Below are 25,050 nucleotides of genomic sequence, written 5' to 3' on the forward strand. Positions count from 1 at the left end.
GATCAAGGCTGATGATGGCCGGTTCCCTCATCCGAGCGGAATGCGGGCAAGATGGGGGCGTGACCCTTATCGATCAGCTGCCGCCGACCGCCGACCCCGACGCCCTCTTCGAGGCCTTCTCCTCCTGGGCCGAGGACCGGGGCATCACGCTCTACCCGGCCCAGGAAGAGGCGCTGATCGAGGTCGTCTCCGGGGCCAACGTGATCTTGTCCACGCCCACCGGATCGGGAAAGTCGCTGGTCGCGGCGGGTGCGCACTTCACCGCGCTCGCCAATGACCAGGTGACCTTCTACACCGCGCCGATCAAGGCGCTGGTGTCGGAGAAGTTCTTCGACCTGTGCAAGCTCTTCGGCACCGAGAACGTCGGCATGCTCACCGGCGACGCCTCCGTGAACGCGGACGCCCCGGTGATCTGCTGCACCGCCGAGGTGCTCGCCTCGATCGCGCTGCGGGACGGCAAGTACGCCGACATCGGCCAGGTCGTCATGGACGAGTTCCACTTCTACGCCGAGCAGGACCGCGGCTGGGCCTGGCAGATCCCGCTCCTGGAACTCCCCCAGGCGCAGTTCATCCTCATGTCGGCGACGCTCGGCGACGTGTCGATGTTCGAGAAGGACCTGACCCGGCGCACCGGCAAGCCGACCTCGGTGGTCCGCTCGGCGACCCGGCCGGTGCCGCTGTCGTACGAGTACCGGCTCACGCCCATCACGGACACCCTGACCGAGCTCCTGGAGACCAAGCAGGCGCCCGTCTACATCGTGCACTTCACGCAGGCGCAGGCCGTCGAGCGCGCGCAGTCGCTGATGAGCATCAACATGTGCACGCGCGAGGAGAAGGACCAGATCGCCGAGCTCATCGGCAACTTCCGCTTCACCACCAAGTTCGGCCAGAACCTCTCGCGGTACGTCCGCCACGGCATCGGCGTGCACCACGCGGGCATGCTGCCGAAGTACCGGCGGCTCGTGGAGAAGCTCGCCCAGGCGGGCCTCCTGAAGGTGATCTGCGGGACGGACACCCTCGGCGTCGGCGTGAACGTGCCGATCCGCACGGTGCTCTTCACCGCCCTCACCAAGTACGACGGCAACCGGGTGCGCACGCTGCGCGCCCGTGAGTTCCACCAGATCGCGGGCCGGGCCGGCCGGGCCGGCTTCGACACGGCCGGTTTCGTGGTGGCGCAGGCGCCCGAGCACGTCATCGAGAACGAGAAGGCGCTCGCGAAGGCCGGCGACGACCCGAAGAAGCGCCGCAAGGTGGTCCGCAAGAAGGCCCCCGAGGGCTTCGTCGCCTGGAGCGAATCGACCTTCGAGAAGCTGATCGACGCCGAGCCGGAGCCGCTGACCTCCCGCTTCAAGGTCACCAACATCATGCTGCTGTCGGTGATCGCCCGTCCGGGCAACGCCTTCGAGGCGATGCGCAAGCTCCTGGAGGACAACCACGAGCCGCGCAAGGCGCAGCTGCGGCACATCCGCCGGGCCATCGCGATCTACCGCTCGCTGCTCGACGGCGGAGTGGTGGAGCAGCTGGACGAGCCGGACGCCGAGGGCCGCACGATCCGCCTGACGGTCGACCTCCAGCAGGACTTCGCGCTGAACCAGCCGCTGTCGACGTTCGCGCTCGCCGCCTTCGACCTGCTGGACCCGGAGTCCCCCTCGTACGCCCTGGACATGGTGTCCGTCGTCGAGTCGACGCTCGACGACCCGCGCCAGATCCTCGCCGCCATGCAGAACAAGGCGCGCGGCGAGGCCGTCGGGCGGATGAAGGCGGACGGCGTCGAGTACGAGGAGCGGATGGAGCGGCTCCAGGAGATCTCGTACCCGAAGCCGCTGGAGGAGCTGCTCTGGCACGCGTACAACGTCTACCGGAAGTCGCACCCGTGGGTCGGCGACCACCCGGTGTCGCCGAAGTCGGTCATCCGTGACATGTACGAACGGGCGCTGACCTTCACGGAGTTCACCTCCTGGTACGAGCTGGCGCGGACCGAGGGCATCGTCCTGCGCTACCTGGCGAGCGCGTACAAGGCGCTCGACCACACCATCCCGGACGACCTGAAGACCGAGGACCTGGAGGACCTGATCGCCTGGCTGGGCGAGATGGTGCGGCAGGTGGACTCCTCGCTGCTCGACGAGTGGGAGCAGCTGGCCAACCCGGAGGTCCAGACGGCCGAGGAGGCCCAGGAGAAGGCCGACCAGGTCAAGCCGGTCACGGCGAACGCGCGCGCGTTCCGGGTCCTGGTGCGCAACGCGATGTTCCGCCGGGTGGAGCTGGCCGCCCTCGACAACGTCGACGCGCTCGGCGAGCTGGACGCCGAGGCCGGCTGGGACGCGGACGCGTGGGGCGAGGCGATGGACGCCTACTGGGACGAGTACGACGATCTGGGTACGGGTCCCGACGCGCGTGGCCCGAAGCTGCTCGCGATCGAGGAGGACGCGGCGCACGGCCTGTGGCGCGTCCGCCAGACCTTCGCCGACCCGAACGGCGACCATGACTGGGGCATCAGCGCGGAGGTGGATCTCGCGGCCTCCGACGAGGAGGGCCGGGCCGTGGTCCGCGTGACGTCCGTCGGACAGCTGTAGAGGAGACCTGTGGTGACCAACCCCGCCGAGAGGCTCGTGGATCTGCTCGACCTGGAGCGGATCGAGGTCGACATCTTCCGCGGGCGCAGCCCGCAGGAGTCGCTGCAACGGGTCTTCGGCGGGCAGGTCGCCGGACAGGCCCTGGTGGCGGCCGGCCGCACCACGGAGGGCGACCGGCCCGTGCACTCGCTGCACGCCTACTTCCTGCGGCCGGGCCGCCCCGGCGTGCCGATCGTCTACCAGGTGGAGCGGGTGCGCGACGGCCGCTCGTTCACGACCCGCCGGGTCACGGCGATCCAGGAAGGACGGACGATCTTCAACCTCACGGCCTCCTTCCACAAGCCGGAGGAGGGCGCCTTCGACCACCAGCTGCCGCCGCGGCACCTCACCGACCCGGAGACCCTGCCGAACCTGGCGGACGAGATCCGCGAGCACCTGGGCGCGCTGCCGGAGGCCCTGGAGCGGATGGCCCGCCGGCAGCCCTTCGACATCCGGTACGTGGACCGGCTGCGCTGGACCGCGGAGGAGGTCGAGGGCGCGGACCCGAGGAGCGCGGTGTGGATGCGGGCGGTGGGCCCGCTGGGCGATGATCCGCTGGTCCACACCTGCGCCCTGACGTACGCCTCGGACATGACGCTCCTGGACGCGGTCCGGATCCCCGTCGAGCCCCTCTGGGGCCCGCGCGGCTTCGACATGGCCTCGCTGGACCACGCGATGTGGTTCCACCGCCCGTTCCGCGCGGACGAGTGGTTCCTGTACGACCAGGAGTCCCCGATCGCCACGGGCGGCCGGGGACTCGCCCGGGGCCGCATCTACGACCGCGAGGGCAGACTCCTGGTGTCGGTGGTCCAGGAGGGCCTGTTCAGGAAGCTGTGAGCAGCCCGGGTCACTCGTACTCGGTGCCGCCCTTGCGGGTCAGGTAGGCCGGGCTGACCGCCTTGGCGATGGCCCGGCCGCCGACGACCGGGCTGTACCGCTCGGTCGCGGGCCGGATGACGACGCCCTCCCGCAGGTGCGTCTCCCGACCGGAGACGGTCTCCCGGCCGCTCGCGTGCGCGAGGACGGTGTCGAGGTCGTACGGCCCGGAGTACAGCCTCGGTACGAGCGGCACCTCACCGGCCTCGACGACGTCCTCCGGGTCGAGCCAGCGGACCTGGCCGTCGATCTCGGCGGACACGTCGAAGAGGGCGTAGCCGACGGTCTCGGAGCGGGCGTCGGCACCGTAGGCGAGGTCCTGCACGCCGGAGCCGTACACCTCACCGAAGAGCCCCACCCGGCGGGCGCCGAGCCGCTCCGCGAGCCGCTCGGCGACGCCGGCGAGGCCATGGCCGCGGACGGCGCGCCAGTACAGGTTGCGCGGGTCCTCCCGAAGGGCGAGCCCCTTCCCGCCGAACCCCTTGGAGGAGACCTGCACGCGCCCGTCCTCGGCGTGGAAGGTCAGAAGGCAGGCGGTGCCGTGGAGCTTCTCCGTCAGGACGACGGGCTCGCCGGGCTCGAACACGTCCGGATGGCGCTGGAGGTTCTCGATGTCGACCCACGGCAGCAGGTCGGGCGCGGCCTCGACGTCCCCGCTCATGGTCGGCGGTATCGGCGGCACCCACTTGGTGATCCCGAGCGCCTCCGCGAAGTCGGCTCCCTCGGCCGCTGCCCGCGCCAGGTCGACGCCGGCGAGCGCGGCGGGCCGGCACACGAGGCCCTGCGACAACTCCCCGCGCAGCCGTACCGCCTTCACCCGGTCCGAGTTCCCTCCCGCGAGCCGTCCGGTCAGCCCGAGCTCCTCGACGAGCGCGAGGGGCAGCACGGCCTGCTCGGGGATGTAGACGGCGGCGTCACCCGTGCGGTAGATCCCCTTGGCGACGACGGCCCGGTAGAGCCCGACCTGGGCGAGCTCCAGGGCGTCGGCGTTCGGATGCGGATGGACGGTCAGGACTTCGGCGGTGACGCGCAGTGTGGACATGGTTCAGGACTCCAGGTGCTCGGGTTTCGGTCTCATCGCGGCTCACCCTGACGGGCCGGGAAACGGGTGGCCCAGTGGTTTTGACGGCTGGTAGCGTCGCGATCTTCGCCGGGCGCCGCGCCGGCGGAGTCCCGTCAGGACACCCGATGGCCTCTTCCGCCCTTGCCTCCGCCCTGCGCCGAGTCGACGCCGTGTTCGGCGGGATGACGGCACCCGCGGGGGGGGCTGTCTCCACTGCTACGGCGCCGAGGAGCTGGCGCTCCTCGCGGTCCCCCGGGCACCGCTTCGTCAGCTGTTCCATGAGGTGCCCGGTCACTTCGATGACCACCCGGCCGTGGTCCGGCGGTTGCTGCCGGAGTTCTCCGCCTTCCTGGCGAGCGGCCGTTTCGACGGGATCGGGTACCAGTCCACCGCGCTGAGCCGGACGGCGTGGCGGGAGTGGCCGCGCGAGCAGGCGGAGGCGATCGAGGACTTCCTCGACACGTGGTGGCGGGAGACGCTCGCCGACCCGGAACCCGTGTACGACGTGAGCGCGGTCTGGGAGCTGTGCGTGGAGAGCCACGGCTCGCTCGCGCCCGTGCTCGACGTCTGGGCCGCCGCGCCCCGGGGCGGTACCGAGGACCGGCACCTCGGCGACTGGGTGGCGTACTCCGAGCTGATCGCCTCAGCCGGCTGACGGGTCCATTCCCGGCAGCGTGTCCTGCTCCACCTCGTGGCGGCGGGTGCGGATGTCCGGGGGCGCCGGGTGGAGTTTGGCGTCGCAAGTGGGGCCCAGGCCGGTGCGGCGGGAGTCCGCGCCGGTCAGGGGGCGGCCGCAGAGCCGGCAGTACACCCGGCGCGGTCCCGGCGGTGTCGTGGAATCGATCGCGATTGCCAGTGGTTCGTCTCCCATGCTGAGATCAAACCCTATTCCGATGAGGAGCACTCCCATGAGCCTGTACGACATCCCCCTGAAGACCCTGACCGGCGAGCCGGTCTCCCTGGCCGACTACCGGGACCACGCCGTCCTGGTCGTGAACGTGGCCTCGAAGTGCGGGCTCACCCCGCAGTACGCCGGTCTGGAGCGGCTGCAGAAGGAGTACGGGGAGCGCGGCTTCACCGTGCTCGGCGTGCCGTGCAACCAGTTCGCGGGCCAGGAGCCGGGCAGCTCCGAGGAGATCGCCACCTTCTGTTCGGCGACGTACGGGGTGTCGTTCCCGCTCCTGGAGAAGACGGACGTCAACGGCGACGGCCGCCACCCGCTCTACTCGGAGCTGGTGAAGGTCGCCGACGCCGAGGGCGAGGCCGGTGACGTGCAGTGGAACTTCGAGAAGTTCCTCATCGGCCGTGACGGCCAGGTCACCCGCTTCCGTCCGCGCACCGAGCCGGAGGCCCCCGAGGTCGTGGCGGCGATCGAGGCCCAGCTTGTCTGACCTGGGGGTCGTAGAACGGCTGCGGGCCGCCGGCTGCGTCTTCGCCGAGGAGGAGGCGGAGATGATCCTCGCGACCGCCGCCGGGCCCGCCGAGCTCGACCTGATGGTCGAGCGGCGGGCCTCGGGCCTGCCGCTGGAGCACGTCGTGGGGTGGGCCGAGTTCACCGGGCTGCGGATCGAGGTCGACGGCGGGGTCTTCGTGCCCCGGCGGCGTACGGAGTTCCTCGTCGGTCACGCGGTGGAGCTGGCCCGGCCCGGCGCCGTCTGCGTCGACCTGTGCTGCGGCTCCGGCGCGGCGGGTGCCGTGCTGCTCGACCGGGTCGAGGGCGCGCGGGTGCACGCCTCGGACATCGAGCCGGCGGCGGTGCGCTGCGCCCGGCGGAACGTCGAGCCGCGCGGCGGCCTGGTGTACGAGGGGGACCTCTTCGCGCCGCTGCCGCGGGAGCTGCGGGGCCTGGTCGAGGTACTGGTCGCGAACGTGCCGTACGTACCGACCGAGGAGATCGGGCTGCTGCCGCCCGAGGCCCGCGACCACGAGCCGCTGGTCACGCTCGACGGCGGCGCGGACGGGCTCGACGTGCTGCGCCGGGTCGCCGGCGAGGCGCCGGAGTGGCTGGCGCCGGGCGGACACCTGCTGGTGGAGACGAGCGAGCGGCAGGCGGAGACGGCGCTCGCGGTGATGTCCGCGGCCGGTCTGGTGCCTCGGGTCGTCACCTCCGAGGAGTGGTGGGCGACGATCGTCGTCGCGACCAGGCCGTAGGGCGGGGGGAGCGGCCCCGGGCCGCTCCCCCGTCCGGTCCGGCTACGCCGTCCTCGGTATCAGGCGGCAGCGTGCCGGGCCCTCCTGCGTCAGGGTGATCGCGGAGCCGACCGGCACCTCGGTGTCGACGGCCTCCAGGCCGTACTTCTGGAGGATCATCGCCAGCGCGATCACCGACTCCAGCATCGAGAAGTGCTGGCCGATGCAGGCGCGCGGGCCGCCGCCGAAGGGGTACCAGGCGTACCGGGGGCGGGCCGCCTCCGCCTCGGGCGTGAAGCGGTCCGGGTCGAAGCGCTCCGGGTCCTCCCAGTAGTCGGGGTGCCGGTGGGTGACCCAGGAGGCGACGATGACGTCCGCGCCCGCCGGGATGGTGACGCCGCCGATCACGGTGGCGTCGACCGCGCGCCGGCCCACGGCCGGGGCGGCGGGGAAGAGCCGCATGGCCTCCTTGAGCACCTGCGTGAGGTAGGGCAGCGCGTCCAGGTCGGCGGCGCCGGGGGTACGGCCGCCGAGGACCCGGTCGACCTCCTCGTGGGTCCGCTTCAGCACCTCGGGGTGGCGGGCGAGGAGGTGGAGGGCGAAACCGAGCGAGGTGGCGGTGGTCTCGTGCCCGGCGAGCAGGAAGACGAGGACCTGCTCGCGCAGCTCGGTGGCGTCGAAGCTGCCGTCCTCCGCGCTCTCGGCCTCGACGAGCAGGGTGAGGAGGTCGTCGCCCTCGCCGGAGGCCCGGCCGGAGCCGCGCCGGTCGGCGATGATCCGGTCGCAGACCTCGTACAGCGCCTGGTGGACGGCGGCGGCCTTGCGGTTGCCGGGGGTGGGCCAGTCGCGCGGGAACTTGACCGGGGAGTAGCCGCGGCGCAGCACGTACGCGCCGAGTTCGGGGAAGCAGCGCTCGACGATCTCGACGGCCGCGTCCACGTCGGTGCCGAAGAGGATGCGGGCGACCGCGCGCAGGGCGAGGCGGGTCATCTCGTGGAGGACGTCGACGGTCTCGGCGGCGCCGTCCTGCCATTCGCCGATGAGGGTGGTGACCTCGGCGGCGACGGCCCCCGCGTAGCCGTCGACGCGGCGCTTGGTGAAGAGGGGCTGGACGAGCCGGCGCTGGCGGAGGTAGTCCTCGTCCTGGCTGGTCAGCAGGCCGTTGCCGAAGGACTCGCGGATCTCCTGGTAGAAGGCGTTGTCCTTGCGGAAGTTGGCGGACTCCCCGGCGAGGACCTGCTGGGCGCCCTCCGCGGAGAAGACGCCGTAGAAGGTGGCGCGGATTCCGGGCGGGCCCGCGGTCATCTTCACGACGTCCCCGTGCTCGCGGCGGGCGCGCAGGAAGGTGCCCAGCGAGTCCTTCTTGAGGTCGAGCATGGAGCCGAGGAGCGGATTTCCCCCGAGGTGGGGTGCTTCGGTACCGGTGGTGGCCATGATCGGTTCCCCCTTGATCGTCACTGGCCCGGTGATTGTCCCTCAGGAAGTAACTCACAGGTAGCCGGAGCCGAACAGCCGACCGGATCAGGCCTGTTGGCCTGAAACGCTCGACGGCCCGGGCCCGGTGTCAGTGGCGTCTGCGAGGCTCGTTCCCATGGACGAGCGACCCGAACTGACGCTGCAACTGACCATCGACTGCACCGACCCCCAGCGCCTGGTGCCCTTCTGGCTGGACGCCCTGCGGTACGTCCCCGACCTGCCGCCCGCCGGCCACGCCACCTGGCGGGCGTACTGGGAGGCGATCGGCGTGCCGGAGGACGAGCTGGGCGAGGGCGCCGGGGACCTTCCGGAGTCCATCGTCGACCCGAAGGGCGTGGGCCCCCGGGTCTGGTTCCAGCACGTACCGGAGCCCAAGACCGTCAAGAACCGCGTCCACCTCGACCTGAAGGTCGGCGGCGGCCGCGAGGTCCCCCTCGCCCTCCGCCGCGCGCGCGTGGACGGCGAGGTGGCCCGGCTGACGGCGCTCGGCGCGACCGTGCTGTACACGATGGACGAGCCGAACGGCATGGACTACTACGCGGTGGTCCTCCAGGACCCGGAGGGCAACGAGTTCTGCCTGGTGTGAGCGGCCGCTTCCCCCTCGCGGCTACTTCGCGATCGCGCGGCTGATCACCATGCGCTGGATCTCGCTGGTGCCCTCGAAGATGGTGTAGATCGCGGCGTCGCGGTGCATGCGCTCCACCGGGTACTCGCGGGTGTAGCCGTTGCCGCCGAGGATCTGGATGGCCTGGGCGGTGACCTTCTTGGCGACCTCGCTCGCGTACAGCTTGGACATGGAGCCCTCGGCCGCGGTGAAGGGCTTGCCGGCGGTGGCCATCCAGGAGGCGCGCCAGACGAGGAGGCGGGCGGCGTCGATCTGGGTGGCCATGTCGGCGAGCTGGAAGGCGACGCCCTGGTTCTCGATGATCGGGCGGCCGAACTGGACGCGGGTCTTGGCGTAGTCGAGGGCGACCTCGTACGCGGCGCGGGCGGTGCCGACGGCCATGGCGCCGACGGCCGGGCGGGAGGCCTCGAAGGTGGCCATGGCGGCGTTCTTGACGCGCTCGCCGCCCGTCTTGGCCTTCTCCCGGGCGCGGGCGAGCCGCTCGTCCAGCTTGTCCTTGCCGCCGAGCAGGCAGGAGCCGGGGACGCGGACGTCCTCCAGGACGACCTCGGCGGTGTGGGAGGCGCGGATGCCGTGCTTCTGGAACTTCTGGCCCTGGGAGAGGCCGGGGGTGTTCGGCGGCACGATGAAGGAGGCGTGGCCCTTGGAGCCGAGCTCGGCGTCGACGACGGCGACGACGACGTGGACGTTGGCGATGCCGCCGTTGGTCGCCCAGGTCTTGGTGCCGTTGAGGACCCATTCGTCCTTGGCCTCGTCGTACACGGCGCGGGTGCGCATGGAGGCGACGTCGGAGCCGGCGTCGGGCTCGGAGGAGCAGAAGGCGGCGACCTTGACGTCGTTCGCGTCGCCGTACATCTGCGGGACCCAGGTGCCGATCTGCTCCTCGGTGCCGTTGGCGAGGACGCCGACGGCGGCGAGGCCGGTGCCGACGATGGAGAGGGCGATGCCGGCGTCGCCCCAGAAGAGCTCCTCCATCGCCATCGGGATGCCGAGGCCGGTCGGGTCGAAGAACTGCTGGGCGTAGAAGTCGAGGGAGTAGATGCCGAGCTTGGCCGCTTCCTGGATGATCGGCCAGGGAGTCTCCTCACGCTCGTCCCACTCGGCGGCCGCGGGGCGCATCACATCGGCGGCGAAGCCGTGGAGCCAGTCGCGGACCTGCTTCTGGTCCTCGTTGAGTTCGAGCGTGAACTCGCCCATGTTCCCTCCCAGCATGACGTTACTTGCGGTAACAGCAGTCTGTTACCGGTGGGTAGAGGCTGTCAACCTGCAGCGGAGCGGTTCGGCCCGAGCGGCACCGGATCCCGGCCGGGTGTTACGTTGCGACAGCCTCACGAATCGCACGGGCGGGGAGACACGCACATGGACATCGCACACCGGACCACCGACCAGCAGACGCCCGCCGAGCAGCGGCGCCGCGAGCTGCTGGAGGCGGCGGACCGGGTGGTGCTCCGGGACGGCCCCAAGGCGTCCATGAACGCGATCGCGGCCGAGGCCGGCATCACCAAGCCGATCCTCTACCGCCACTTCGGCGACAAGGGCGGGCTCTACCGCGCCCTCGCCACCCGGCACACCGACGCGCTCCTCGCCTCGCTCCGGGCCTCGCTCGACGCCCCCGCGGACCGGCGCCGCCGCGTCGAGGCCACCCTCGACACCTACCTGGCGTCCATCGAGGCGATGCCCCAGGTCTACCGCTTCCTCATGCACCCTGCGGAGGAGTCGCACCAGACCGAGCAGGGCTTCGACGTCGGCCGCCACTCGGCCCCCCTCCTTCGCCGCATGGGCGAGGAGCTCGGCCAGGTCATCGCCGAGCGCGTCGACCTGGGACCGGCAGCCGAGGCCCAGGCCCGGATCTGGGGCCACGGCATCGTCGGCATGATGCACGCGGCCGGCGACTGGTGGCTCGGCGAGCGCCCCTGCTCCCGGGCGGAGCTGGTCAAGAGCCTGGCCGACCTGCTGTGGGGCCGCCTCGCGGAGGCCGACGACCGCCCGGGCGGGCCGGGCTTCTAGGGCCGGACCCGACGGGGACGGCCGGACGGGCCCTAGGCGATCCGGTCGGCCCCGGTCCCCCACGGCTGCTTGCGGATCGTGCGCAGCAGACGTGACTTGCGCCACCCCGTGACGTGGTCCGCGTAGACCCCGCCCTCCAGGTGGTCCGTCTCGTGCTGGAGGCAGCGGGCGAAGAAACCCGTGCCCTCGATCCGTATCGGGGTGCCGTCGAGGCGTACGCCCTCGACCACCGCGCGGTCGTAGCGGGGGGTCGGCGCCTCCAGGCCCGGCAGGGAGAGGCAGCCCTCGGGGCCGCGGATCTCGTCGCCGTCCGCCTCCACCAGGCGCGGGTTCACCACATGGCCCAGGTGGCGGTTCTCCTCGTCGTCGGGGCAGTCGTACACGAAGACCCGCAGGCCCACGCCGACCTGGTTCGCCGCCAGGCCCACGCCGTGCGCCGCGTACATCGTGGCGAACATGTCCTCGACGAGCCGGGCCAGTTCGGGTCCGAAGTCGGTGACGGGCGCGCAGGGGGTGTGCAGCACGGGGTCGCCGAGGAGCGTCATCGCTCGGACGAGGCCGGAACTGCCGGGGATGGGGCGGTTTCGCATGGCCGTAAGGGTACGGTCCGCCGTGACCTCGACGTTTCGTGCGGTCGCTTGCCGGTGCCGCTGTTCGGGCTGCTGGCCGGATCTCGATAGGCTGAGCCCGGACCGACGCAAGGAGGAACAAGAACGATGTCAGGACACCCCGGTAATCCAGAGCCGCTGTCGCCGCGCGCCAAGCTGGCCGTGACGGCGGGCAAGGCCGCGGCCGCGGTGTCGCGTGCGGCGGGGCGCGGCAGCGGATCGGTGATCGGCGGCCGGGTGGCGCTCAAGCTCGACCCCGACCTGCTCGGTCGGCTCGCGCAGCATCTGGACGTCGTCCTGGTGTCGGCGACCAACGGCAAGACGACGACGACCCGGCTCATCGCGGAGGCCCTGCGCGCCGCCGGGCCCGTGGTCTCCAACGCCCTCGGCGCCAACATGCCCGCCGGCATCACCTCGGCGCTGGCCGGCGGCACGGACTCCAAGTTCGGTGTGATCGAGGTCGACGAGAAGTACCTCGCCGGCGTCGCCCGGGACACCACGCCCAAGGCGATCGCGCTGCTGAACCTCTCCCGCGACCAGCTGGACCGCGCCGCCGAGACCCGGATGCTCGCCGAGAAGTGGCGCGAGGGCCTCAACGGCACCAAGGCCGTGGTCATCGCCAACGCCGACGACCCGCTGATCGTGTGGGCCGCCTCCTCCTCCCCGAACGTGGTGTGGGTCGCCGCCGGTCAGGAGTGGAAGGACGACGCCTGGTCGTGCCCCGCCTGCGGCGGTGTGATGCAGCGTCCGGGCGACGACTGGTTCTGCGGCGAGTGCGGCTTCCGCCGTCCCGCGCCGAGCTGGGCGCTCAGCGGCGACCACGTGCTCGACCCGCACGGTTCGGCCTGGCCGATCCGGCTCCAGCTGCCCGGCCGCGCCAACAAGGCGAACGCCGCCACCTCGGCCGCCGTCGCCGCCGTCTTCGGGGTGCCGCCGCAGGTGGCCCTGGAGCGCATGTACCAGGTGCAGGCCGTCGCCGGACGCTACGACGTGGTGTCCTTCCAGAACCGCGACCTGCGTCTGCTGCTCGCGAAGAACCCGGCCGGCTGGCTCGAAACGTTTTCCCTCATCGACGGGCCGCCCGCCCCGGTGATCCTCTCGGTCAACGCGCGGGGCGCCGACGGCACGGACACCTCCTGGCTGTGGGACGTGGACTACGGCCGGCTCGCCGGCCACCCGATCATGGTGATCGGCGACCGGAAGCTGGACCTCGCGGTCCGGCTCGAGGTCGCGGGCGTGGACTTCCGCGTCTGCGAGACGCTCGACGAGGCCGTCTCGATGGCCCCGCCCGGGCAGATCGAGCTGATCGCCAACTACACCGCCTTCCAGGACGTCCGCCGCCGCGTCGGCAACTGACCCGTAGAGGACTTGCAGCATGAGTGACAGCAGCCTGCGCCTGGTCTGGGTCTACCCGGACCTGCTCAGCACCTACGGCGACCAGGGCAACGTCCTCGTCGTCCAGCGCCGTGCCGAACAGCGCGGCCTCAGCGTCGAGCGCGTCGACGTCCGCAGCGACCAGCCCGTCCCCACCTCGGGCGACATCTACCTGATCGGTGGCGGCGAGGACCGTCCGCAGCGGCTCGCGGCCGAGCGGCTGCGGCGGGACGGCGGCCTGAGCCGGGCCGCCTCGAACGGCGCGATCATCTTCTCGGTCTGCGCCGGGTACCAGATCCTGGGCCACGAGTTCATCAACGACCTCGGCGAGCGCGAGGCCGGCCTCGGGCTCATCGACGTGATCTCGACCCGCGGCGAGGGCGCCCGCTGCGTCGGCGACGTCCTCGCGGACATCGACCCGCGCCTGGGCCTTCCCCAGCTGACCGGGTTCGAGAACCACCAGGGCATCACCCACCTCGGCCCGACGGCCCGGCCCTTCGCCCGGACCGTCTACGGCAACGGCAACGGGACCGGCGACGGCACCGAGGGCGCGTACAACGACACCGTCTTCGGCACGTACATGCACGGCCCCGTCATGGCCCGCAACCCGCAGATCGCGGACCTGCTCCTGAAGCTGGCCCTCGACGTGAACGCGCTGCCGCCGACCGACGACCGCTGGTACGAGGCGCTGCGCGCCGAGCGCATCGCGGCGGCTTCGCAGCCCGCCTGAGTCACCCTCGGGGCCGCTGTTCGCCCCTCGTACGAACGTACGTTGTCCACTGTGCGGACATCCGGTTCGGCCCCGCCACCCTGCGGCGATAGGGTGGCGGGGATCCAGCCGGACGACGTGGTCCGGGAGTCGGCCCACGTTGCAAAGGTTTTTGGGCTATGCGCATTGGCGTGCTCACCTCCGGCGGAGACTGCCCCGGTCTGAACGCTGTCATCCGTTCCGTCGTGCACCGCGCCGTCGTCGATCACGGCGACGAGGTCATCGGCTTCCACGACGGGTGGAAGGGCCTCCTGGAATGTGACTACCGGAAGCTCGACCTCGACGCGGTCGGAGGCATCCTCGCCCGGGGCGGCACCATCCTCGGCTCCTCGCGGGTCCAGCCCGCGCACCTCGTCGGCGGCGTCGAGCGCGCCAAGGGCCACGTCGCCGACCTCGGGCTCGACGCCATCATCCCGATCGGCGGCGAGGGCACCCTCAAGGCGGCGAACCTGCTCTCCGAGGCGGGGATCCCGATCGTCGGCGTCCCGAAGACGATCGACAACGACATCGCCTCCACCGACGTCACCTTCGGCTTCGACACGGCCGTCACCGTCGCCACCGAGGCCCTCGACCGGCTGAAGACCACCGCCGAGTCGCACCAGCGGGTCCTCGTCGTCGAGGTGATGGGCCGCCACACCGGCTGGATAGCGCTGCACTCCGGCATGGCCGCCGGCGCGCACGCCGTGGTCGTCCCCGAGCGCCCCTTCGACATGGACGAGCTGACCGCCCGGGTCGGCGAGCGCTTCGAGGCCGGCAAGCGGTTCGCGATCGTGGTCGTCGCCGAGGGCGCGAAGCCGCGCGAGGGCTCGATGGACTTCAAGACCGCCGGCACCGACATCTACGGCCACGAGCGCTTCACCGGCATCGCCAACCAGCTCTCCGTCGAGCTGGAGCGCCGGCTGAACAAGGAGGCCCGCCCGGTCATCCTCGGTCACGTCCAGCGCGGCGGCACCCCCACCGCGTACGACCGCGTCCTCGCGACCCGCTTCGGCTGGCACGCCGTCGAGGCCGCGCACCGCGGCGAGTTCGGCATGCTGACCGCGCTGCGCGGCACGGACATCACGATGGTCCCGCTGGCGCAGGCCGTGGAGACCCTCAAGACGGTCCCGGCCGACCGGTACGAAGAGGCGGAGTGCGTGCTCTGACGACTCCTGTACGTCACATCCGCCCCCGGTCGCAGTCGCGGCCGGGGGCGGTTCTAGTCTGGTGCGGACAACAAGCGCGAATCGGGCTCCAGGAGTGTACGGATGGATCACAGCGGGCACGGCATGACCACGGACCTGCCGCCGTTCACGCTGGGACGGGGCCTGGAGTTCTCTCCCGACCTCTTCTTCCTGATCGGATGCCTGGCGGCGCTCGGTCTGTACGGGTGGGGCGTGGCGCGGCTGCGGCGGCGCGGTGACGCGTGGCCCGTCAGCCGGACGGTGTTCTTCACGGTCGGCGTGCTGACCATCGCCCTGGTGATGTGCACCAAGCTCAACGACTACGGCATGGTCATGTTCAGCGTGCACATGGTGCAGCACATGGTGATCTCCATGCTCTCGCCGATCCTGCTGCTCCTCGGCGCGCCGGTCACGCTCGCGCTGCGGGCGCTGCCGGTGGCGGGCCGGGGCTCGACGGGGCCGCGCGAGCTGCTCCTGAAGCTGCTGCACAGCCGGTACATGAGGGTGATCACGCACCCGGCGTTCACCATCTCCATGTTCATCGCGAGCCTGTACGCGCTGTACTTCTCGCCGCTCTTCGACTTCCTGATGGGCTCGAAGGCCGGGCACATCGGGATGATGGTGCACTTCCTGATGGTGGGCCTGGTCTTCTTCTGGCCGATCATGGGCGTGGACCCGGGCCCGCACCGGCCGGGGTACGTGATGCGGATGCTGGAGCTGTTCGCGGGCATGCCGTTCCACGCGTTCTTCGGCATCGCGATGATGATGGCGTCGCAGCCGATGGTGGAGTCGTACAAGAACCCCCCGGCCTCGCTCGGCATCGACGCCCTCGCCGACCAGACCGCCGCGGGCGGCATCGCCTGGGCCTTCAGCGAGATCCCGTCCGTGCTCGTCCTGATCGCGCTGGTCTACCAGTGGTACCACTCCGAGCAGCGGCAGGCGGTCCGCAAGGACCGGGCCGCCGACCGTGACGGCGACAAGGAGCTGGAGGCGTACAACGCGTATCTGGCGTCGCTGCAGGGGCGAAGCAGCTGACGATCCTGGATCCGAGATTCTGGATCCAGGATTCAGAATTCGGATCCAGGATCTTGGATCCAGATCCAGGATTTTGGATCCGCCTCCAGGATCTTGGATCCACGGTCCCTTCCGGGTCCGGTGCCGCTCGCGGCGCCGGGCCCGGTTTGCGTTCCGGCGCACGCCGGAGCGTCCAGGGAGTAGCGCGCGCCCCTCTCGCGGGGTCACGATGGGCTTGACGGCTTCCGTGGCCTCGGTCGGGAGGAGGGCGGGCTGATGTCCGGTCCCACGAAGACGATGACGGTGCTGACGTGCGCCGCGCTGGTGTTGACGACGGCCTACACGGTGGCGCTCGGCAGCAGCGGCTGGCTCTGGTTCGGCCTGGTGCTGCTCGTCGTGTCGACGATCGGGATGGCGGCGGCGGACAGCTCCGCACCACCCCCTCCCCCGCCCCGCCCGCCGGCCTCCACGTCCTGACCGCCGGGCTCTAGGAGCGCGGGGCCAGGACGATCCAGGTCTGGCCGGGGGCGAAGGGCAGGGGCGCTCCGGCCGGGGTGGTGAAGGTGGTGCCGGAGCCGGCCGAGGGCCGGGACCAGCGGGCCTCGTGGGCGCGCCCGTCGCGCAGGACGAGGGCGGTGCCGCTGCCGACGGTCTCGCTGTACGGGGAGACCGAGCCGAACCGGTCGTGGAAGCGGGACGGGCGGATCGTGACGTGCTGAACGACGACCGTCTCCGGGGTGAGCGGGCCCGTGTCGGTGGCGCGGGCCTCGCGGCCGTCCATGGCCACGTGCCAGGCGTGGTCGGCGGGGGACCAGGTGAAGGTGTAGCGGGCCGCCGGGTAGCGGACGGTCGAGGTCGTGACCGGGGTGCCGCCGGGCGGCGCGGGCCCGAAGCGGAGGCCGATGTCCCGGGCGTCGCCGGCCCCGGGTGCGGCGGCGAGGGCGCGGCCGGGGCTCACGTAGAGGTTGTGCGGGGCGGGTCGCTGCGCGGAGCGCCGGAAGGCCTGGGGTGCCGAGCTCTCGGTGAGGAGGTCGAGGGGCGCGGCCCGGAGGAGCGGGGTCAGGGCGGTCTGGGCGCCTGAGTAGGCGAGGGCCGGGTGGTCGAAGTCGCCGAGCAGGGCGATGTCGGACTCGCGGGCGCTGCGGACGGGGCCGGTGAGGCCGGGGAGGTGGGAGGAGTAGACGGCGAGGAGCCGGGTGACCCCGCCCTCGACCTGTTCGACGTAGACGAGGTCGGCGGCGCCGAGTCCGGTGTGGGGGCGGGCGGCCGGCACGTTGTCGATCTTCACGGCGAGGACGGGGGCCGGCTTCGCGGGAAGCCCGGTGAAGGGTGAGATCCCGGCAGCGGGAGTGGTAGGGGTGGCGGAGGTGGCGGGCGCGGTGGTCGGCCTGGGGCTCGGCTCCGACGGGCCCGAGCCGGAGCAGCCGTACAACCCGGCCGCCGTCAGCGCGCACAGCAGCGCGGTGAGGACGCGGCCGGGGCGCCTGACCCCGCGCTCGCCTGTCATGTGACGCTCCCCCACCAGTGGACCACGCGCGCGTGCGGGGATACAACGGGCGTGACGGACGACGAACGGGGGTCACGCGTGTTCTACCAGCTGATGAAGCACGTCCTGCTCGGACCGCTCCTCAAGCTGCTGTTCCGGCCGAGGATCGAGGGGCTCGAGCACATACCGGAGGAGGGGGCCGCGATCATCGCGGGCAATCACCTCTCCTTCTCCGACCACTTCCTGATGCCGGTCGTGCTCGACCGGCGGATCACCTTCCTCGCGAAGCAGGAGTACTTCACGGGTCCCGGCCTGAAGGGCCGGCTCACGGCGGCGTTCTTCCGGGCCGTCGGGCAGATCCCGGTCGACCGGTCGGGGAAGGAGGCCGGGAAGGCGGCGATCCGGGAGGGGCTCGGCGTCCTCGGCCGGGGCGAGCTGCTGGGGATCTATCCCGAGGGGACGCGTTCGCACGACGGACGGCTCTACAAGGGCAAGGTCGGGGTGGCGGTGATGGCGCTGACCGCCGGGGTCCCGGTGGTGCCGTGCGCGATGGTGGGGACCTTCGAGATCCAGCCGCCGGGGAAGGTGGTGCCGAGGATCCGCCGGGTCACCATCCGGTTCGGGGAGCCGCTGGACTTCTCCCGGTTCGCCGGGTCGGCGGGTGAGAGGGCGGTGGTCCGCGCGGTGACGGACGAGATCATGTACGCGATCCTGCGGTTGTCGGGTCAGGAGTACGTGGACGAGTACGCGGCGGTGGTGAAGGCCGCGGAGTCCGGGCCCTCCGAATAGTTCCCGCGCGGGGGACGCTGAGGGCGGATCCGCGCACGGCGCAATCCTCTGGGCCGCCGCCCCGGGCACCCGTAGCGTCCCCTGCATGACCAAGGGAAACGCGTTCGTGTTGGGTGCGACGGGACAGGTGGGGCGGGCGGCCGTGCGGGCGCTCGTCGCGGACGGCTGGGAGGTGACGGCCGCCTCCCGGGGCGGCGTACGGGACGACAGGTGGCCGGACGAGGTCCGTTCGGTGCGGCTCGACCGGAACGAGGAGGGCGCGCTGGCGGCGGGGCTCGGTGACGGCTGTGACGTGCTCGTGGACATCGTCGCCTACGACGGCGGGCACGGACGGCAGTTGACCGGTCTCGCCGACCGGATCGGTTCGGCGGTGGTGGTGTCGAGCGGCGCCGTCTACGAGGACGCGCAGGGCCGCAGCTTCGACACCCAGGACCGGCCGGACGGCTTCCCCGCCTTCCCGGTGCCGGTCGCGGAGGACTGGCGGACGGTCGCGCCGGGCGACACCACGTACGGCACGCGGAAGATCGCCCTGGAGCGGGAGCTGCTCGCGGCGGGCGAGACGCTGCCGACGACACTGCTGCGGGCGGGTGCGATCCACGGCCCGTACTGCCCGGGGCCGCGCGAGCTGTGGTTCGTGAAGCGGGCGCTCGACGAAAGGCCGGTGCGCCTGCTGTCGTACGGCGGCACCTCGCGGTTCCACCCGGCCCACGTGGACAACCTCGCGGAGCTCGTCCGGCTCGCGGCGGCCGACCCGGGCAGCCGGGTGCTGAACGGCGCCGACCCGGAGGCGCCGACGGTGGCGGAGATCGGGGCGGCCATCGACGCCGTCCTGGGCGTGGAGAGCGAGACGGTGCTGATCGAAGGGGCGCCCCCGGAGGACCTGGTGGGACTCACCCCGTGGACCGCGCCGCATCCCATCGTCTACGACATGACGGCGGCCGAGCGGGAGTTGGGCTACCGGCCGGTGGTGTCGTACGCGGAGTCGCTGCCGGAGACGGTCGAGTGGCTGGCCGGGCACCTGAAGGGACGGGAGTGGCGGGAGGCGTTCCCGGGTCTCGCGAAGTACCAGGTGGACTTCTTCGACTACGCGGCGGAGGACGCCTGGCTGGCGTCCCGGGCATGACGAGAGGGGCGGCCGTCGGACGGCCGCCCCTCCCTTCAGACCGCGCGGAGTGTTACGGCTTGGGCGTGGCGTGCGGCTCGCACGTCACGTCCTGGCTGTCCACCTTGCCGGTGAGCAGGTACGTCTCGACCTTGGTGTTGATGCAGGGGTTCACCAGACCGGTGACGCCGTGCGAACCCGCGTTCTTCTCGGTGATGAGACGCGAGCCCTTGAAGCGCTTGTGCAGCTCGACCGCGCCGGCGTACGGCGTCGCCGCGTCACGCTCGGACTGGACGATGAGCACCGGCGGCAGGCCCTTGCCGGTCTTGACCTGGGTCGGCTTCTGCTGCGGCGCGGACCAGGTGGCGCACGGCAGGTTCATCCAGGCGTTCGCCCAGGTCATGAACGGGTACTGCTCGTGGAGCCGGGAGTTGTCCAGGTCCCACTTGTTCCAGTTCGTCGGCCAGGCGGAGTCGGCGCACTCGACAGCGGTGTAGACGGCGTTGCCGTTCTCCGACGCGATGTTGCCGGCCGTGTCCGTGAGGTCGGCGGCGGCGCCGTCGATCAGCGGCTGCGGGTCGCCCGCGGCGTACGCGCTCCAGGCCTGCGCGACCGGGACCCACGAGGAGTCGTAGTACGGCGCGCTCTGGAAGAAGCCGATGAGCTCGGCCGGTCCGACCTTGCCGCCCAGGGGCTCCTTCTTGGCGGCGGCGCGCAGGGTCACCCACTGCTGCTGGACCTTCGCCAGGGTGTCGCCGAGGTGGAAGGTGGCGTCGTTCTGGGCGACCCAGGTCATCCAGTCCTTGAGGCGACCCTCGAAGGCGATGTCCTGCTCCAGGTTCGCCTGGTACCAGATGTTGCTCTTCTCCGGGTTGACCACGCTGTCGACCAGCATGCGGCGCACGTGGTTCGGGTACAGCGTGCCGTAGACGGCGCCCAGGTAGGTGCCGTAGGAGACACCGATGAAGTTGAGCTTCTTCTCGCCCAGCGCGGCCCGGATGACGTCGAGGTCACGGGCGGTGTTGCGCGTCGTCATGTAGGGCAGCATGTCGCCGCTCTTCTCGGCGCAGCCCTTGGCGTACTCGGCGGCCAGCTTGCGCTGGGCGAGCTTGTCCGCCTCGCTGTCCGGGACCGGGTCGAGCTTCGGGCCCTTGACGAAGTCGGTCGGGTCGACGCAGGAGATGGGCGCCGAGTGGCCGACACCGCGCGGGTCGAAGCCCACGAAGTCGTACGCCTTCGCGGTGTTCACCCAGAGCGGGCTCTTGGTGGTGACCCGGCGCGGGAAGCGCAGGCCGGAACCGCCGGGGCCGCCCGGGTTGTAGAGCAGGGCGCCCTGGCGCTCGGCCGGGGTGCCGGTGGACACGGCGCGGTCCACGGCGAGCTTGATCTTCTTGCCGTTCGGCTTGGCGTAGTCGACCGGGACGGTGACCCAGCCGCACTGGATGGGCGCGGCGAAGCCCCAGTCGGCCGGGCAGTCCTGCCAGTCGATGCCGGCCTTCGCGGCGCGCTCGGCGGCGATGGCCGCGCCGCGCGCCTCGTCGTTACGGTCCTGGCCGGTGACGGCGCCGGCCGTCGGCGCAGCGAGCGCGGTCGCCATGAGCGTGCCCGCTATCAGAGTGCCGGCGGAGCCGAGCACTGCTGTGCGTCTCAATGGTCCTCCCCCTGAAGGAGTCTGTGTGTCCGGGGGATCCTTTCGTCCTTGGGGCTCCCGATGAAAGGGCGTACACCTGTTCCTTTGCCAAACCAATAACCGGTGAACGGTGTACCGCTGAGCGGTACAGGTTCGGGGAAGGGTCAGAACGGGGCGAGTTCGGACAAGGCCGCGTCGAGGAGCCGGCGCAGCGCGAGCGCGTCCGGGGCGACGGCGGTGGCGAGTGCGGCGGGTCCGGCGAGCGGGCTGACCACGGCGTTCTCCCCGTACAGCCGTGCCTCCACCGCTTTGTCGGCGAACGCCGGGTCGACGACGAGGAGTTGGCCGGTGGCCCGGTGGCCGCCGAGGACCGCCCCGCCGTCCCAGCCGCCGGGCGCGCCGGGGCCGAAGGACAGCTCCTGGTCGAACAGGGGGCGGCCGGCGCGGCGGACGGTGAGCCGGGTGGTGAGGGTGCCGGGCACTTCGCCGTGCCGGCCGAGGACCTGTTCTTCTCGCAGGACGAGACGGGCCGTGGGCGCGAGGTCGACGGTGGTGCGCATCCGCAGGTGCGAGCCGGCGGCGGAGACGAGCTGCTCGGGCAGCCAGCGGAGGACCGCACCGTCGGCGACGGAGATCCGCACGTCGTACGCGGCGGGGTCGGCGCTCGGGCCGGGCAGGGCCAGGGTGGCGGCGGCCGAGTCGACCAGCAGCCGGGCCCCGTCCCGCACCTCGGTCTCGATCGCCAGCCGGTCACCGCCGAGCGGGGCGCTCATCGCGCCGACGACGGTGACCCGGGTGTACGGTCCGGCGGCCCGGGTGCGGCGGAGCGCGAGGGGGCCGTCGCTCACCAGGAGCGGCAGCCCTCCGTCGGCGTCGGCGGCGATCCGGGCGGTGGCGCGCAGGCTCACGCGGTCCATGCCGCGAGCTGCGCCCGGACCCAGTCGGCGACGGGCGCGACGCCGCTCTCGCCGCGCAGGGAGGTGAAGGCGACGGGCAGTTCGCCGCGCTGCTCCTTCGCGTCGCGGGCCATCCGCTCCAGGTCGGAGCCGACGTGCGGGGCGAGGTCGGTCTTGTTGATCACGAGGAGGTCGGCGGTGGTGACGCCGGGGCCGCCCTTGCGGGGGATGTCGTCGCCGCCGGCCACGTCGATGACGAAGATCTGGGCGTCGACGAGGCCCTTGGAGAAGGTGGCGGTGAGGTTGTCGCCGCCGGACTCGACGAGGATGAGGTCGAGCGGTCCCACGGTGTCCTCCAGGTCCTCGACGGCTTCGAGGTTGGCGGAGATGTCGTCGCGGATGGCGGTGTGCGGGCAGGCGCCGGTCTCCACGGCCTGGATGCGCTCGGGCGGCAGGACGGCCTCGCGGAGCAGGAACTCGGCGTCCTCCCGGGTGTAGATGTCGTTGGTGACGACGGCGAGGGAGAGGCTGTCGCGCAGGTCGCGGCAGAGGGCGGCGACGGTGGCGGTCTTGCCGGAGCCGACCGGTCCGCCGAGCCCGATGCGCAGGGCGCGGCGGGTGCCGTCGGGCCGGTGGGCGTCGGCGGAGACGGCGCCGTGGTGGGTGTGGGCGTGGTCGAGGTGCATGGGGGGCTCCTGAGGGCTTCTGCGGGCTACGAGGCGAAGAGGCGCACCGGCCAGGCCGCGTGCTGTTCGGCGGTGAGGTCGAGCAGCGGCGCGGAGGCGGCGGGCAGGGCGTCGACGCCCTGCCCGGCGGCCGCGGCGGCACGCTCGGCGACCTGGTCCATCTCGGGCGCGAGGCGGGCGAGGACGGCGGTGGCCTGGTAGGGGTCGAGGCTGAGGAGGCGGACGGCTGCGGTCGCCGGGCCGCCGACCGTCTCGTACGCGACGCAGTGGGCCGCCTCCTCGGGGCCGAGCCCGGCGGCGCGCGCGGCGGTGCCGAGGACGACGGGCTGGTGGGCGCCGCGCGGGAACGCGGCGGCCAGCGCGTCGAGTTCGGGGCTCGGCCAGGCGGCGCGGGCGGCCCGCATCAGCTGGCGGCCGAGTCGGCGCGAGGCCGCCCGCAGGGCCGCCGAGGGCGTGCGGGCGTCGGCCGCCGCGTCGAGCTCGTACGGGTCGAGTCCGTGCGCGGCCCCGGCGGCGAGCGCCGCCGAGGTGAGGCCGGTGGTGTGCAGCCGGCCGCGGCAGAAGGACTCCAGGTCGGCGGCGTCCTTGAGGCGGCCGGCCTTGACGGCGGCCTCGGCGCCGCCCGAGTGGGCGTGCCCGCCGGCGGGGAAACGCCCGTCGGCGAGCACGAGGAGAGCGGAGAGCGTCATCAGAAGAGGAAGTAGCGCTGGGCCATGGGCAGTTCGGCGGCGGGCGCGGGTTCGACCGGCTCGCCGTCGATGGTCACCGAGAAGGTGTCGGCGTCGACCTCGACCCGGGGCAGGGCGTCGTTCTCGCGCATGTCGGCCTTGGTGACCCGCCGGGTGGAGCCGATGGCGGCGAACTCCTTGTGCAGCCCGAGCTTCCGGGGCAGGTCGTCCTCGATCGCCGCCTGGGCGACGAAGTTGACCGATCCGGCCGCGGCGGCCCGGCCGAGCGCGCCGAACATCGGGCGGGGCAGGACGGGCTGGGGCGTGGGGATGGAGGCGTTGGCGTCGCCCATCTGCGCGTACGCGATCTGGCCGCCCTTGACGACGACGAGCGGCTTCACGCCGAAGAAGGCGGGCTCCCAGAGGACCAGGTCGGCGAGTTTTCCGGGTTCGACGGAGCCGACGAGGTGACCCATGCCCTGGGCGACGGCCGGGTTGATCGTGTACTTGGCGACGTAGCGGCGGGCCCGGTGGTTGTCGGCGCGGCCGTCGCCGGGCAGGGCGCCGCGGCGCTTCTTCATGACGTGGGCGGTCTGCCAGGTCCGCATGATCACCTCGCCGATCCGGCCCATGGCCTGGGAGTCGGAGGAGATGATCGAGATGGCCCCCAGGTCGTGGAGGACGTCCTCGGCGGCGATGGTGGAGGGCCGGATGCGGGACTCCGCGAAGGCGAGGTCCTCCGGGACGGCCGGGTTGAGGTGGTGGCAGACCATCAGCATGTCGAGGTGTTCCTCGATGGTGTTGACGGTGTGCGGCCGGGTCGGGTTGGTCGAGCTGGGCAGGACGTGCGGCTCGGAGACGACGGTGATGATGTCGGGGGCGTGCCCGCCGCCGGCGCCCTCCGTGTGGTACGCGTGGATGGTGCGGCCGGCGATGGCGGCGAGGGTGTCGCCGACGAAGCCCGCCTCGTTCAGGGTGTCGGTGTGGATGGCCAGTTGGGCGCCGGTCTCCTCGCACACGCCCAGGCAGGCGTCGATGACGGCGGGGGTGGCGCCCCAGTCCTCGTGGATCTTGAAGCCGAGGGCGCCGCCGCGCAGCTGGGAGTGCATGGCCTCCCGGGACATGGTGTTGCCCTTGCCGAGCAGCCCGATGTTGACGGGGAAGGTGTCCAGGGCCTCGAACATCCGGGCCATGTGCCAGGGGCCGGGGGTGATCGTGGTCGCCTTGGTGCCCTCGGCGGGTCCGGTGCCGCCGCCGACGAGGGTGGTGACGCCGGTGGCGAGGGCCTGCTCGACGACGGTCGGCGAGATGAAGTGGACGTGGGTGTCGACGGCCCCGGCGGTGACGATGCGGCCGTTGCCGACGATGATCTCGGTCTCGGGGCCGATGACGAGGTCGGGGTGGACGCCGTCCATGGTGTCGGGGTTGCCGGCCTTGCCGAGGGCGGTGATCCGGCCGTCCCTGATGCCGATGTCCGCCTTGACGACGCCCCAGTGGTCGATGACGACGGCGCCGGTGATGACGGTGTCGGGGGCGCCCTCGGCGCGGGTGGTGCGGGCCTGGCCCATGGACTCGCGGACGACCTTGCCGCCGCCGAAGACGGCCTCCTCGCCGGCGCGGCCGGGGCCGCCGCAGCGGTCCTCCTCGATCTCGACGAGCAGGTCGGTGTCGGCGAGCCGGATGCGGTCGCCGGTGGTGGGGCCGAACAGGTCGGCGTAGACGGCGCGGTGGAGGTCAGGCACGGTCGCCGTCCTTGTGGTCTGCGGGGAGGTCGAGGGGGCCCGCGGTCTCGCCGCGCAGGCCGGGCACGATCCGGCGGCCGGCGATCGGCACGAGCTCGACCTCGACGGGGATGCCGGGTTCGAAGCGGACGGCGGTCCCGGCGGCGATGTGCAGGCGCTGCCCGCGGGCGGCGGCACGGTCGAAGTCCAGACCGGGGTTGACCTCGGCGAAGTGGTAGTGGGAGCCGACCTGGACGGGCCGGTCGGCGGCGTTGAGGACGGTGAGGCGGGTGACGGGGCGCCCCTCGTTGAGGGTCACGGGCCCGTCCGCGTACAGGATCTCTCCGGGGATCAT

General features: G+C 72.1%; 26 protein-coding genes. 14 read left to right on the forward strand and 12 right to left on the reverse strand.

Annotation, left to right across the window (positions count from 1 at the left end; translation table 11 throughout):
• Positions 1-11 precede the first annotated feature (11 nt).
• Complete coding sequence (locus GGE06_RS13545) at positions 12-2,573, forward strand: DEAD/DEAH box helicase (RefSeq protein WP_116162299.1); 2,562 nt, start codon at positions 12-14, stop codon at positions 2,571-2,573.
• A gap of 12 nt (positions 2,574-2,585) precedes the next feature.
• Complete coding sequence (locus GGE06_RS13550; RefSeq protein ID WP_181924700.1) at positions 2,586-3,449, forward strand: acyl-CoA thioesterase; 864 nt, start codon at positions 2,586-2,588, stop codon at positions 3,447-3,449.
• A 10-nt stretch (positions 3,450-3,459) separates the two neighbouring features.
• On the opposite strand, the gene GGE06_RS13555 is transcribed toward GGE06_RS13550, so the two are convergent.
• Entirely contained in the window at positions 3,460-4,530 is a 1,071-nt protein-coding gene (locus tag GGE06_RS13555) for an RNA ligase (ATP) (protein ID WP_116162295.1), read from the reverse strand.
• 304 nt (positions 4,531-4,834) lie between these two features.
• On the opposite strand from GGE06_RS13555, the gene GGE06_RS13560 reads away from it, so the two are divergent.
• Positions 4,835-5,206 (forward strand): hypothetical protein, encoded by a 372-nt coding sequence (locus tag GGE06_RS13560; RefSeq protein ID WP_184930936.1) that lies wholly within the window; start codon positions 4,835-4,837, stop codon positions 5,204-5,206.
• On the opposite strand, the gene GGE06_RS13565 is transcribed toward GGE06_RS13560, so the two are convergent.
• The gene (locus tag GGE06_RS13565) at positions 5,195-5,422 is read right to left on the reverse strand and encodes a DUF6011 domain-containing protein (RefSeq protein ID WP_116165657.1); all 228 of its coding nucleotides are present in this window, start codon (positions 5,420-5,422) and stop codon (positions 5,195-5,197) included. The genes GGE06_RS13560 and GGE06_RS13565 overlap by 12 nt on opposite strands.
• Positions 5,423-5,459: 37 nt before the next feature.
• Here GGE06_RS13565 and GGE06_RS13570 point away from each other — a divergent pair, with 37 nt between their 5' ends.
• Positions 5,460-5,942: a glutathione peroxidase gene (locus GGE06_RS13570; protein WP_116162291.1), complete on the forward strand. Its 483-nt coding sequence runs from the start codon at positions 5,460-5,462 to the stop codon at positions 5,940-5,942.
• A gap of 61 nt (positions 5,943-6,003) precedes the next feature.
• Positions 6,004-6,702: a putative protein N(5)-glutamine methyltransferase gene (locus GGE06_RS13575; RefSeq protein ID WP_246532554.1), complete on the forward strand. Its 699-nt coding sequence runs from the start codon at positions 6,004-6,006 to the stop codon at positions 6,700-6,702.
• A gap of 42 nt (positions 6,703-6,744) precedes the next feature.
• On the opposite strand, the gene GGE06_RS13580 is transcribed toward GGE06_RS13575, so the two are convergent.
• The gene (locus GGE06_RS13580; protein WP_116165656.1) at positions 6,745-8,115 is read right to left on the reverse strand and encodes a cytochrome P450; all 1,371 of its coding nucleotides are present in this window, start codon (positions 8,113-8,115) and stop codon (positions 6,745-6,747) included.
• A 157-nt stretch (positions 8,116-8,272) separates the two neighbouring features.
• Between GGE06_RS13580 and GGE06_RS13585 the strand changes: the two genes are divergently transcribed.
• Positions 8,273-8,743, forward strand: coding sequence for a VOC family protein (locus tag GGE06_RS13585; RefSeq protein WP_184930937.1), 471 nt, complete (start codon positions 8,273-8,275; stop codon positions 8,741-8,743).
• Positions 8,744-8,764: 21 nt separating this feature from the next.
• On the opposite strand, the gene GGE06_RS13590 is transcribed toward GGE06_RS13585, so the two are convergent.
• Positions 8,765-9,979 carry an acyl-CoA dehydrogenase family protein gene (locus GGE06_RS13590; RefSeq protein WP_116162285.1) on the reverse strand — a complete coding sequence of 405 codons (1,215 nt, stop codon included), beginning with the start codon at positions 9,977-9,979 and terminating at the stop codon, positions 8,765-8,767.
• 162 nt (positions 9,980-10,141) lie between these two features.
• Here GGE06_RS13590 and GGE06_RS13595 point away from each other — a divergent pair, with 162 nt between their 5' ends.
• Positions 10,142-10,789, forward strand: coding sequence for a TetR/AcrR family transcriptional regulator (locus GGE06_RS13595; protein ID WP_116162283.1), 648 nt, complete (start codon positions 10,142-10,144; stop codon positions 10,787-10,789).
• A 32-nt stretch (positions 10,790-10,821) separates the two neighbouring features.
• On the opposite strand, the gene def is transcribed toward GGE06_RS13595, so the two are convergent.
• Positions 10,822-11,379, reverse strand: a complete 558-nt coding sequence (gene def / locus GGE06_RS13600; RefSeq protein ID WP_116162281.1) for a peptide deformylase — start codon at positions 11,377-11,379, stop codon at positions 10,822-10,824.
• A 126-nt stretch (positions 11,380-11,505) separates the two neighbouring features.
• Between def and GGE06_RS13605 the strand changes: the two genes are divergently transcribed.
• The 5 genes from GGE06_RS13605 (at position 11,506) to GGE06_RS13625 (ending at position 16,194) form a co-directional block, all read left to right on the forward strand.
• Complete coding sequence (locus GGE06_RS13605) at positions 11,506-12,753, forward strand: Mur ligase family protein (protein WP_116162279.1); 1,248 nt, start codon at positions 11,506-11,508, stop codon at positions 12,751-12,753.
• Between the two features lie 19 nt (positions 12,754-12,772).
• The gene (locus tag GGE06_RS13610; protein ID WP_116162277.1) at positions 12,773-13,501 is read left to right on the forward strand and encodes a type 1 glutamine amidotransferase; all 729 of its coding nucleotides are present in this window, start codon (positions 12,773-12,775) and stop codon (positions 13,499-13,501) included.
• Positions 13,502-13,659: 158 nt separating this feature from the next.
• On the forward strand, positions 13,660-14,685 hold the full coding sequence (locus tag GGE06_RS13615; protein WP_116162275.1) for a 6-phosphofructokinase: 1,026 nt from the start codon (positions 13,660-13,662) through the stop codon (positions 14,683-14,685).
• A 102-nt stretch (positions 14,686-14,787) separates the two neighbouring features.
• Positions 14,788-15,738 (forward strand): cytochrome c oxidase assembly protein, encoded by a 951-nt coding sequence (locus GGE06_RS13620; protein WP_116162273.1) that lies wholly within the window; start codon positions 14,788-14,790, stop codon positions 15,736-15,738.
• Between the two features lie 255 nt (positions 15,739-15,993).
• Positions 15,994-16,194 (forward strand): hypothetical protein, encoded by a 201-nt coding sequence (locus tag GGE06_RS13625; RefSeq protein ID WP_116162271.1) that lies wholly within the window; start codon positions 15,994-15,996, stop codon positions 16,192-16,194.
• A 10-nt stretch (positions 16,195-16,204) separates the two neighbouring features.
• Here GGE06_RS13625 and GGE06_RS13630 read toward each other — a convergent pair whose 3' ends face one another.
• On the reverse strand, positions 16,205-17,224 hold the full coding sequence (locus tag GGE06_RS13630) for a DUF3048 domain-containing protein (protein WP_116162269.1): 1,020 nt from the start codon (positions 17,222-17,224) through the stop codon (positions 16,205-16,207).
• Between the two features lie 78 nt (positions 17,225-17,302).
• Here GGE06_RS13630 and GGE06_RS13635 point away from each other — a divergent pair, with 78 nt between their 5' ends.
• Entirely contained in the window at positions 17,303-17,992 is a 690-nt protein-coding gene (locus GGE06_RS13635; protein WP_116162267.1) for a lysophospholipid acyltransferase family protein, read from the forward strand.
• A gap of 85 nt (positions 17,993-18,077) precedes the next feature.
• On the forward strand, positions 18,078-19,115 hold the full coding sequence (locus tag GGE06_RS13640) for an NAD-dependent epimerase/dehydratase family protein (RefSeq protein WP_184930938.1): 1,038 nt from the start codon (positions 18,078-18,080) through the stop codon (positions 19,113-19,115).
• A 52-nt stretch (positions 19,116-19,167) separates the two neighbouring features.
• On the opposite strand, the gene GGE06_RS13645 is transcribed toward GGE06_RS13640, so the two are convergent.
• The 6 genes from GGE06_RS13645 to GGE06_RS13670 all read right to left on the reverse strand — a co-directional run bounded on the left by GGE06_RS13645 (position 19,168) and on the right by GGE06_RS13670 (position 25,050).
• Entirely contained in the window at positions 19,168-20,745 is a 1,578-nt protein-coding gene (locus GGE06_RS13645) for an alpha/beta hydrolase (protein WP_116162265.1), read from the reverse strand.
• 143 nt (positions 20,746-20,888) lie between these two features.
• A complete protein-coding gene (locus tag GGE06_RS13650; protein WP_116165654.1) occupies positions 20,889-21,632 on the reverse strand; it encodes an urease accessory protein UreD in 744 nt (247 codons plus the stop codon).
• Positions 21,629-22,306 carry an urease accessory protein UreG gene (gene ureG, locus GGE06_RS13655; RefSeq protein WP_116162263.1) on the reverse strand — a complete coding sequence of 226 codons (678 nt, stop codon included), beginning with the start codon at positions 22,304-22,306 and terminating at the stop codon, positions 21,629-21,631. Before ureG ends, GGE06_RS13650 begins: the two co-directional genes overlap by 4 nt.
• A gap of 26 nt (positions 22,307-22,332) precedes the next feature.
• Positions 22,333-22,995 carry an urease accessory protein UreF gene (locus GGE06_RS13660; RefSeq protein ID WP_116162261.1) on the reverse strand — a complete coding sequence of 221 codons (663 nt, stop codon included), beginning with the start codon at positions 22,993-22,995 and terminating at the stop codon, positions 22,333-22,335.
• On the reverse strand, positions 22,995-24,716 hold the full coding sequence (locus tag GGE06_RS13665) for an urease subunit alpha (RefSeq protein ID WP_116162259.1): 1,722 nt from the start codon (positions 24,714-24,716) through the stop codon (positions 22,995-22,997). The genes GGE06_RS13660 and GGE06_RS13665 overlap by 1 nt, the downstream gene beginning before the upstream one ends.
• Positions 24,709-25,050, reverse strand: coding sequence for an urease subunit beta (locus GGE06_RS13670; protein WP_116162257.1), 342 nt, complete (start codon positions 25,048-25,050; stop codon positions 24,709-24,711). Before GGE06_RS13670 ends, GGE06_RS13665 begins: the two co-directional genes overlap by 8 nt.

It is taken from the genome of Streptomyces nymphaeiformis (genome assembly GCF_014203895.1).
Lineage (GTDB): Bacteria > Actinomycetota > Actinomycetes > Streptomycetales > Streptomycetaceae > Streptomyces > Streptomyces nymphaeiformis.

What these genes read in the sequence shown, in the direction of transcription:
- GGE06_RS13640 (WP_184930938.1), top strand. Translation starts at nt 18,078, where the DNA reads ATGACCAAGGGAAACGCGTTCGTGTTGGGTGCGACGGGACAGGTGGGG.
- GGE06_RS13670 (WP_116162257.1), bottom strand. Translation starts at nt 25,050, where the DNA reads ATGATCCCCGGAGAGATCCTGTACGCGGACGGGCCCGTGACCCTCAAC.
- GGE06_RS13575 (WP_246532554.1), top strand. Translation starts at nt 6,004, where the DNA reads ATGATCCTCGCGACCGCCGCCGGGCCCGCCGAGCTCGACCTGATGGTC.
- GGE06_RS13660 (WP_116162261.1), bottom strand. Translation starts at nt 22,995, where the DNA reads ATGACGCTCTCCGCTCTCCTCGTGCTCGCCGACGGGCGTTTCCCCGCC.
- GGE06_RS13630 (WP_116162269.1), bottom strand. Translation starts at nt 17,224, where the DNA reads ATGACAGGCGAGCGCGGGGTCAGGCGCCCCGGCCGCGTCCTCACCGCG.
- def (WP_116162281.1), bottom strand. Translation starts at nt 11,379, where the DNA reads ATGCGAAACCGCCCCATCCCCGGCAGTTCCGGCCTCGTCCGAGCGATG.
- GGE06_RS13595 (WP_116162283.1), top strand. Translation starts at nt 10,142, where the DNA reads ATGGACATCGCACACCGGACCACCGACCAGCAGACGCCCGCCGAGCAG.
- GGE06_RS13585 (WP_184930937.1), top strand. Translation starts at nt 8,273, where the DNA reads ATGGACGAGCGACCCGAACTGACGCTGCAACTGACCATCGACTGCACC.
- ureG (WP_116162263.1), bottom strand. Translation starts at nt 22,306, where the DNA reads ATGCACCTCGACCACGCCCACACCCACCACGGCGCCGTCTCCGCCGAC.
- GGE06_RS13620 (WP_116162273.1), top strand. Translation starts at nt 14,788, where the DNA reads ATGGATCACAGCGGGCACGGCATGACCACGGACCTGCCGCCGTTCACG.
- GGE06_RS13565 (WP_116165657.1), bottom strand. Translation starts at nt 5,422, where the DNA reads ATGGGAGACGAACCACTGGCAATCGCGATCGATTCCACGACACCGCCG.
- GGE06_RS13555 (WP_116162295.1), bottom strand. Translation starts at nt 4,530, where the DNA reads ATGTCCACACTGCGCGTCACCGCCGAAGTCCTGACCGTCCATCCGCAT.
- GGE06_RS13605 (WP_116162279.1), top strand. Translation starts at nt 11,506, where the DNA reads ATGTCAGGACACCCCGGTAATCCAGAGCCGCTGTCGCCGCGCGCCAAG.
- GGE06_RS13580 (WP_116165656.1), bottom strand. Translation starts at nt 8,115, where the DNA reads ATGGCCACCACCGGTACCGAAGCACCCCACCTCGGGGGAAATCCGCTC.
- GGE06_RS13615 (WP_116162275.1), top strand. Translation starts at nt 13,660, where the DNA reads ATGCGCATTGGCGTGCTCACCTCCGGCGGAGACTGCCCCGGTCTGAAC.
- GGE06_RS13545 (WP_116162299.1), top strand. Translation starts at nt 12, where the DNA reads ATGATGGCCGGTTCCCTCATCCGAGCGGAATGCGGGCAAGATGGGGGC.
- GGE06_RS13570 (WP_116162291.1), top strand. Translation starts at nt 5,460, where the DNA reads ATGAGCCTGTACGACATCCCCCTGAAGACCCTGACCGGCGAGCCGGTC.
- GGE06_RS13625 (WP_116162271.1), top strand. Translation starts at nt 15,994, where the DNA reads ATGTCCGGTCCCACGAAGACGATGACGGTGCTGACGTGCGCCGCGCTG.
- GGE06_RS13590 (WP_116162285.1), bottom strand. Translation starts at nt 9,979, where the DNA reads ATGGGCGAGTTCACGCTCGAACTCAACGAGGACCAGAAGCAGGTCCGC.
- GGE06_RS13610 (WP_116162277.1), top strand. Translation starts at nt 12,773, where the DNA reads ATGAGTGACAGCAGCCTGCGCCTGGTCTGGGTCTACCCGGACCTGCTC.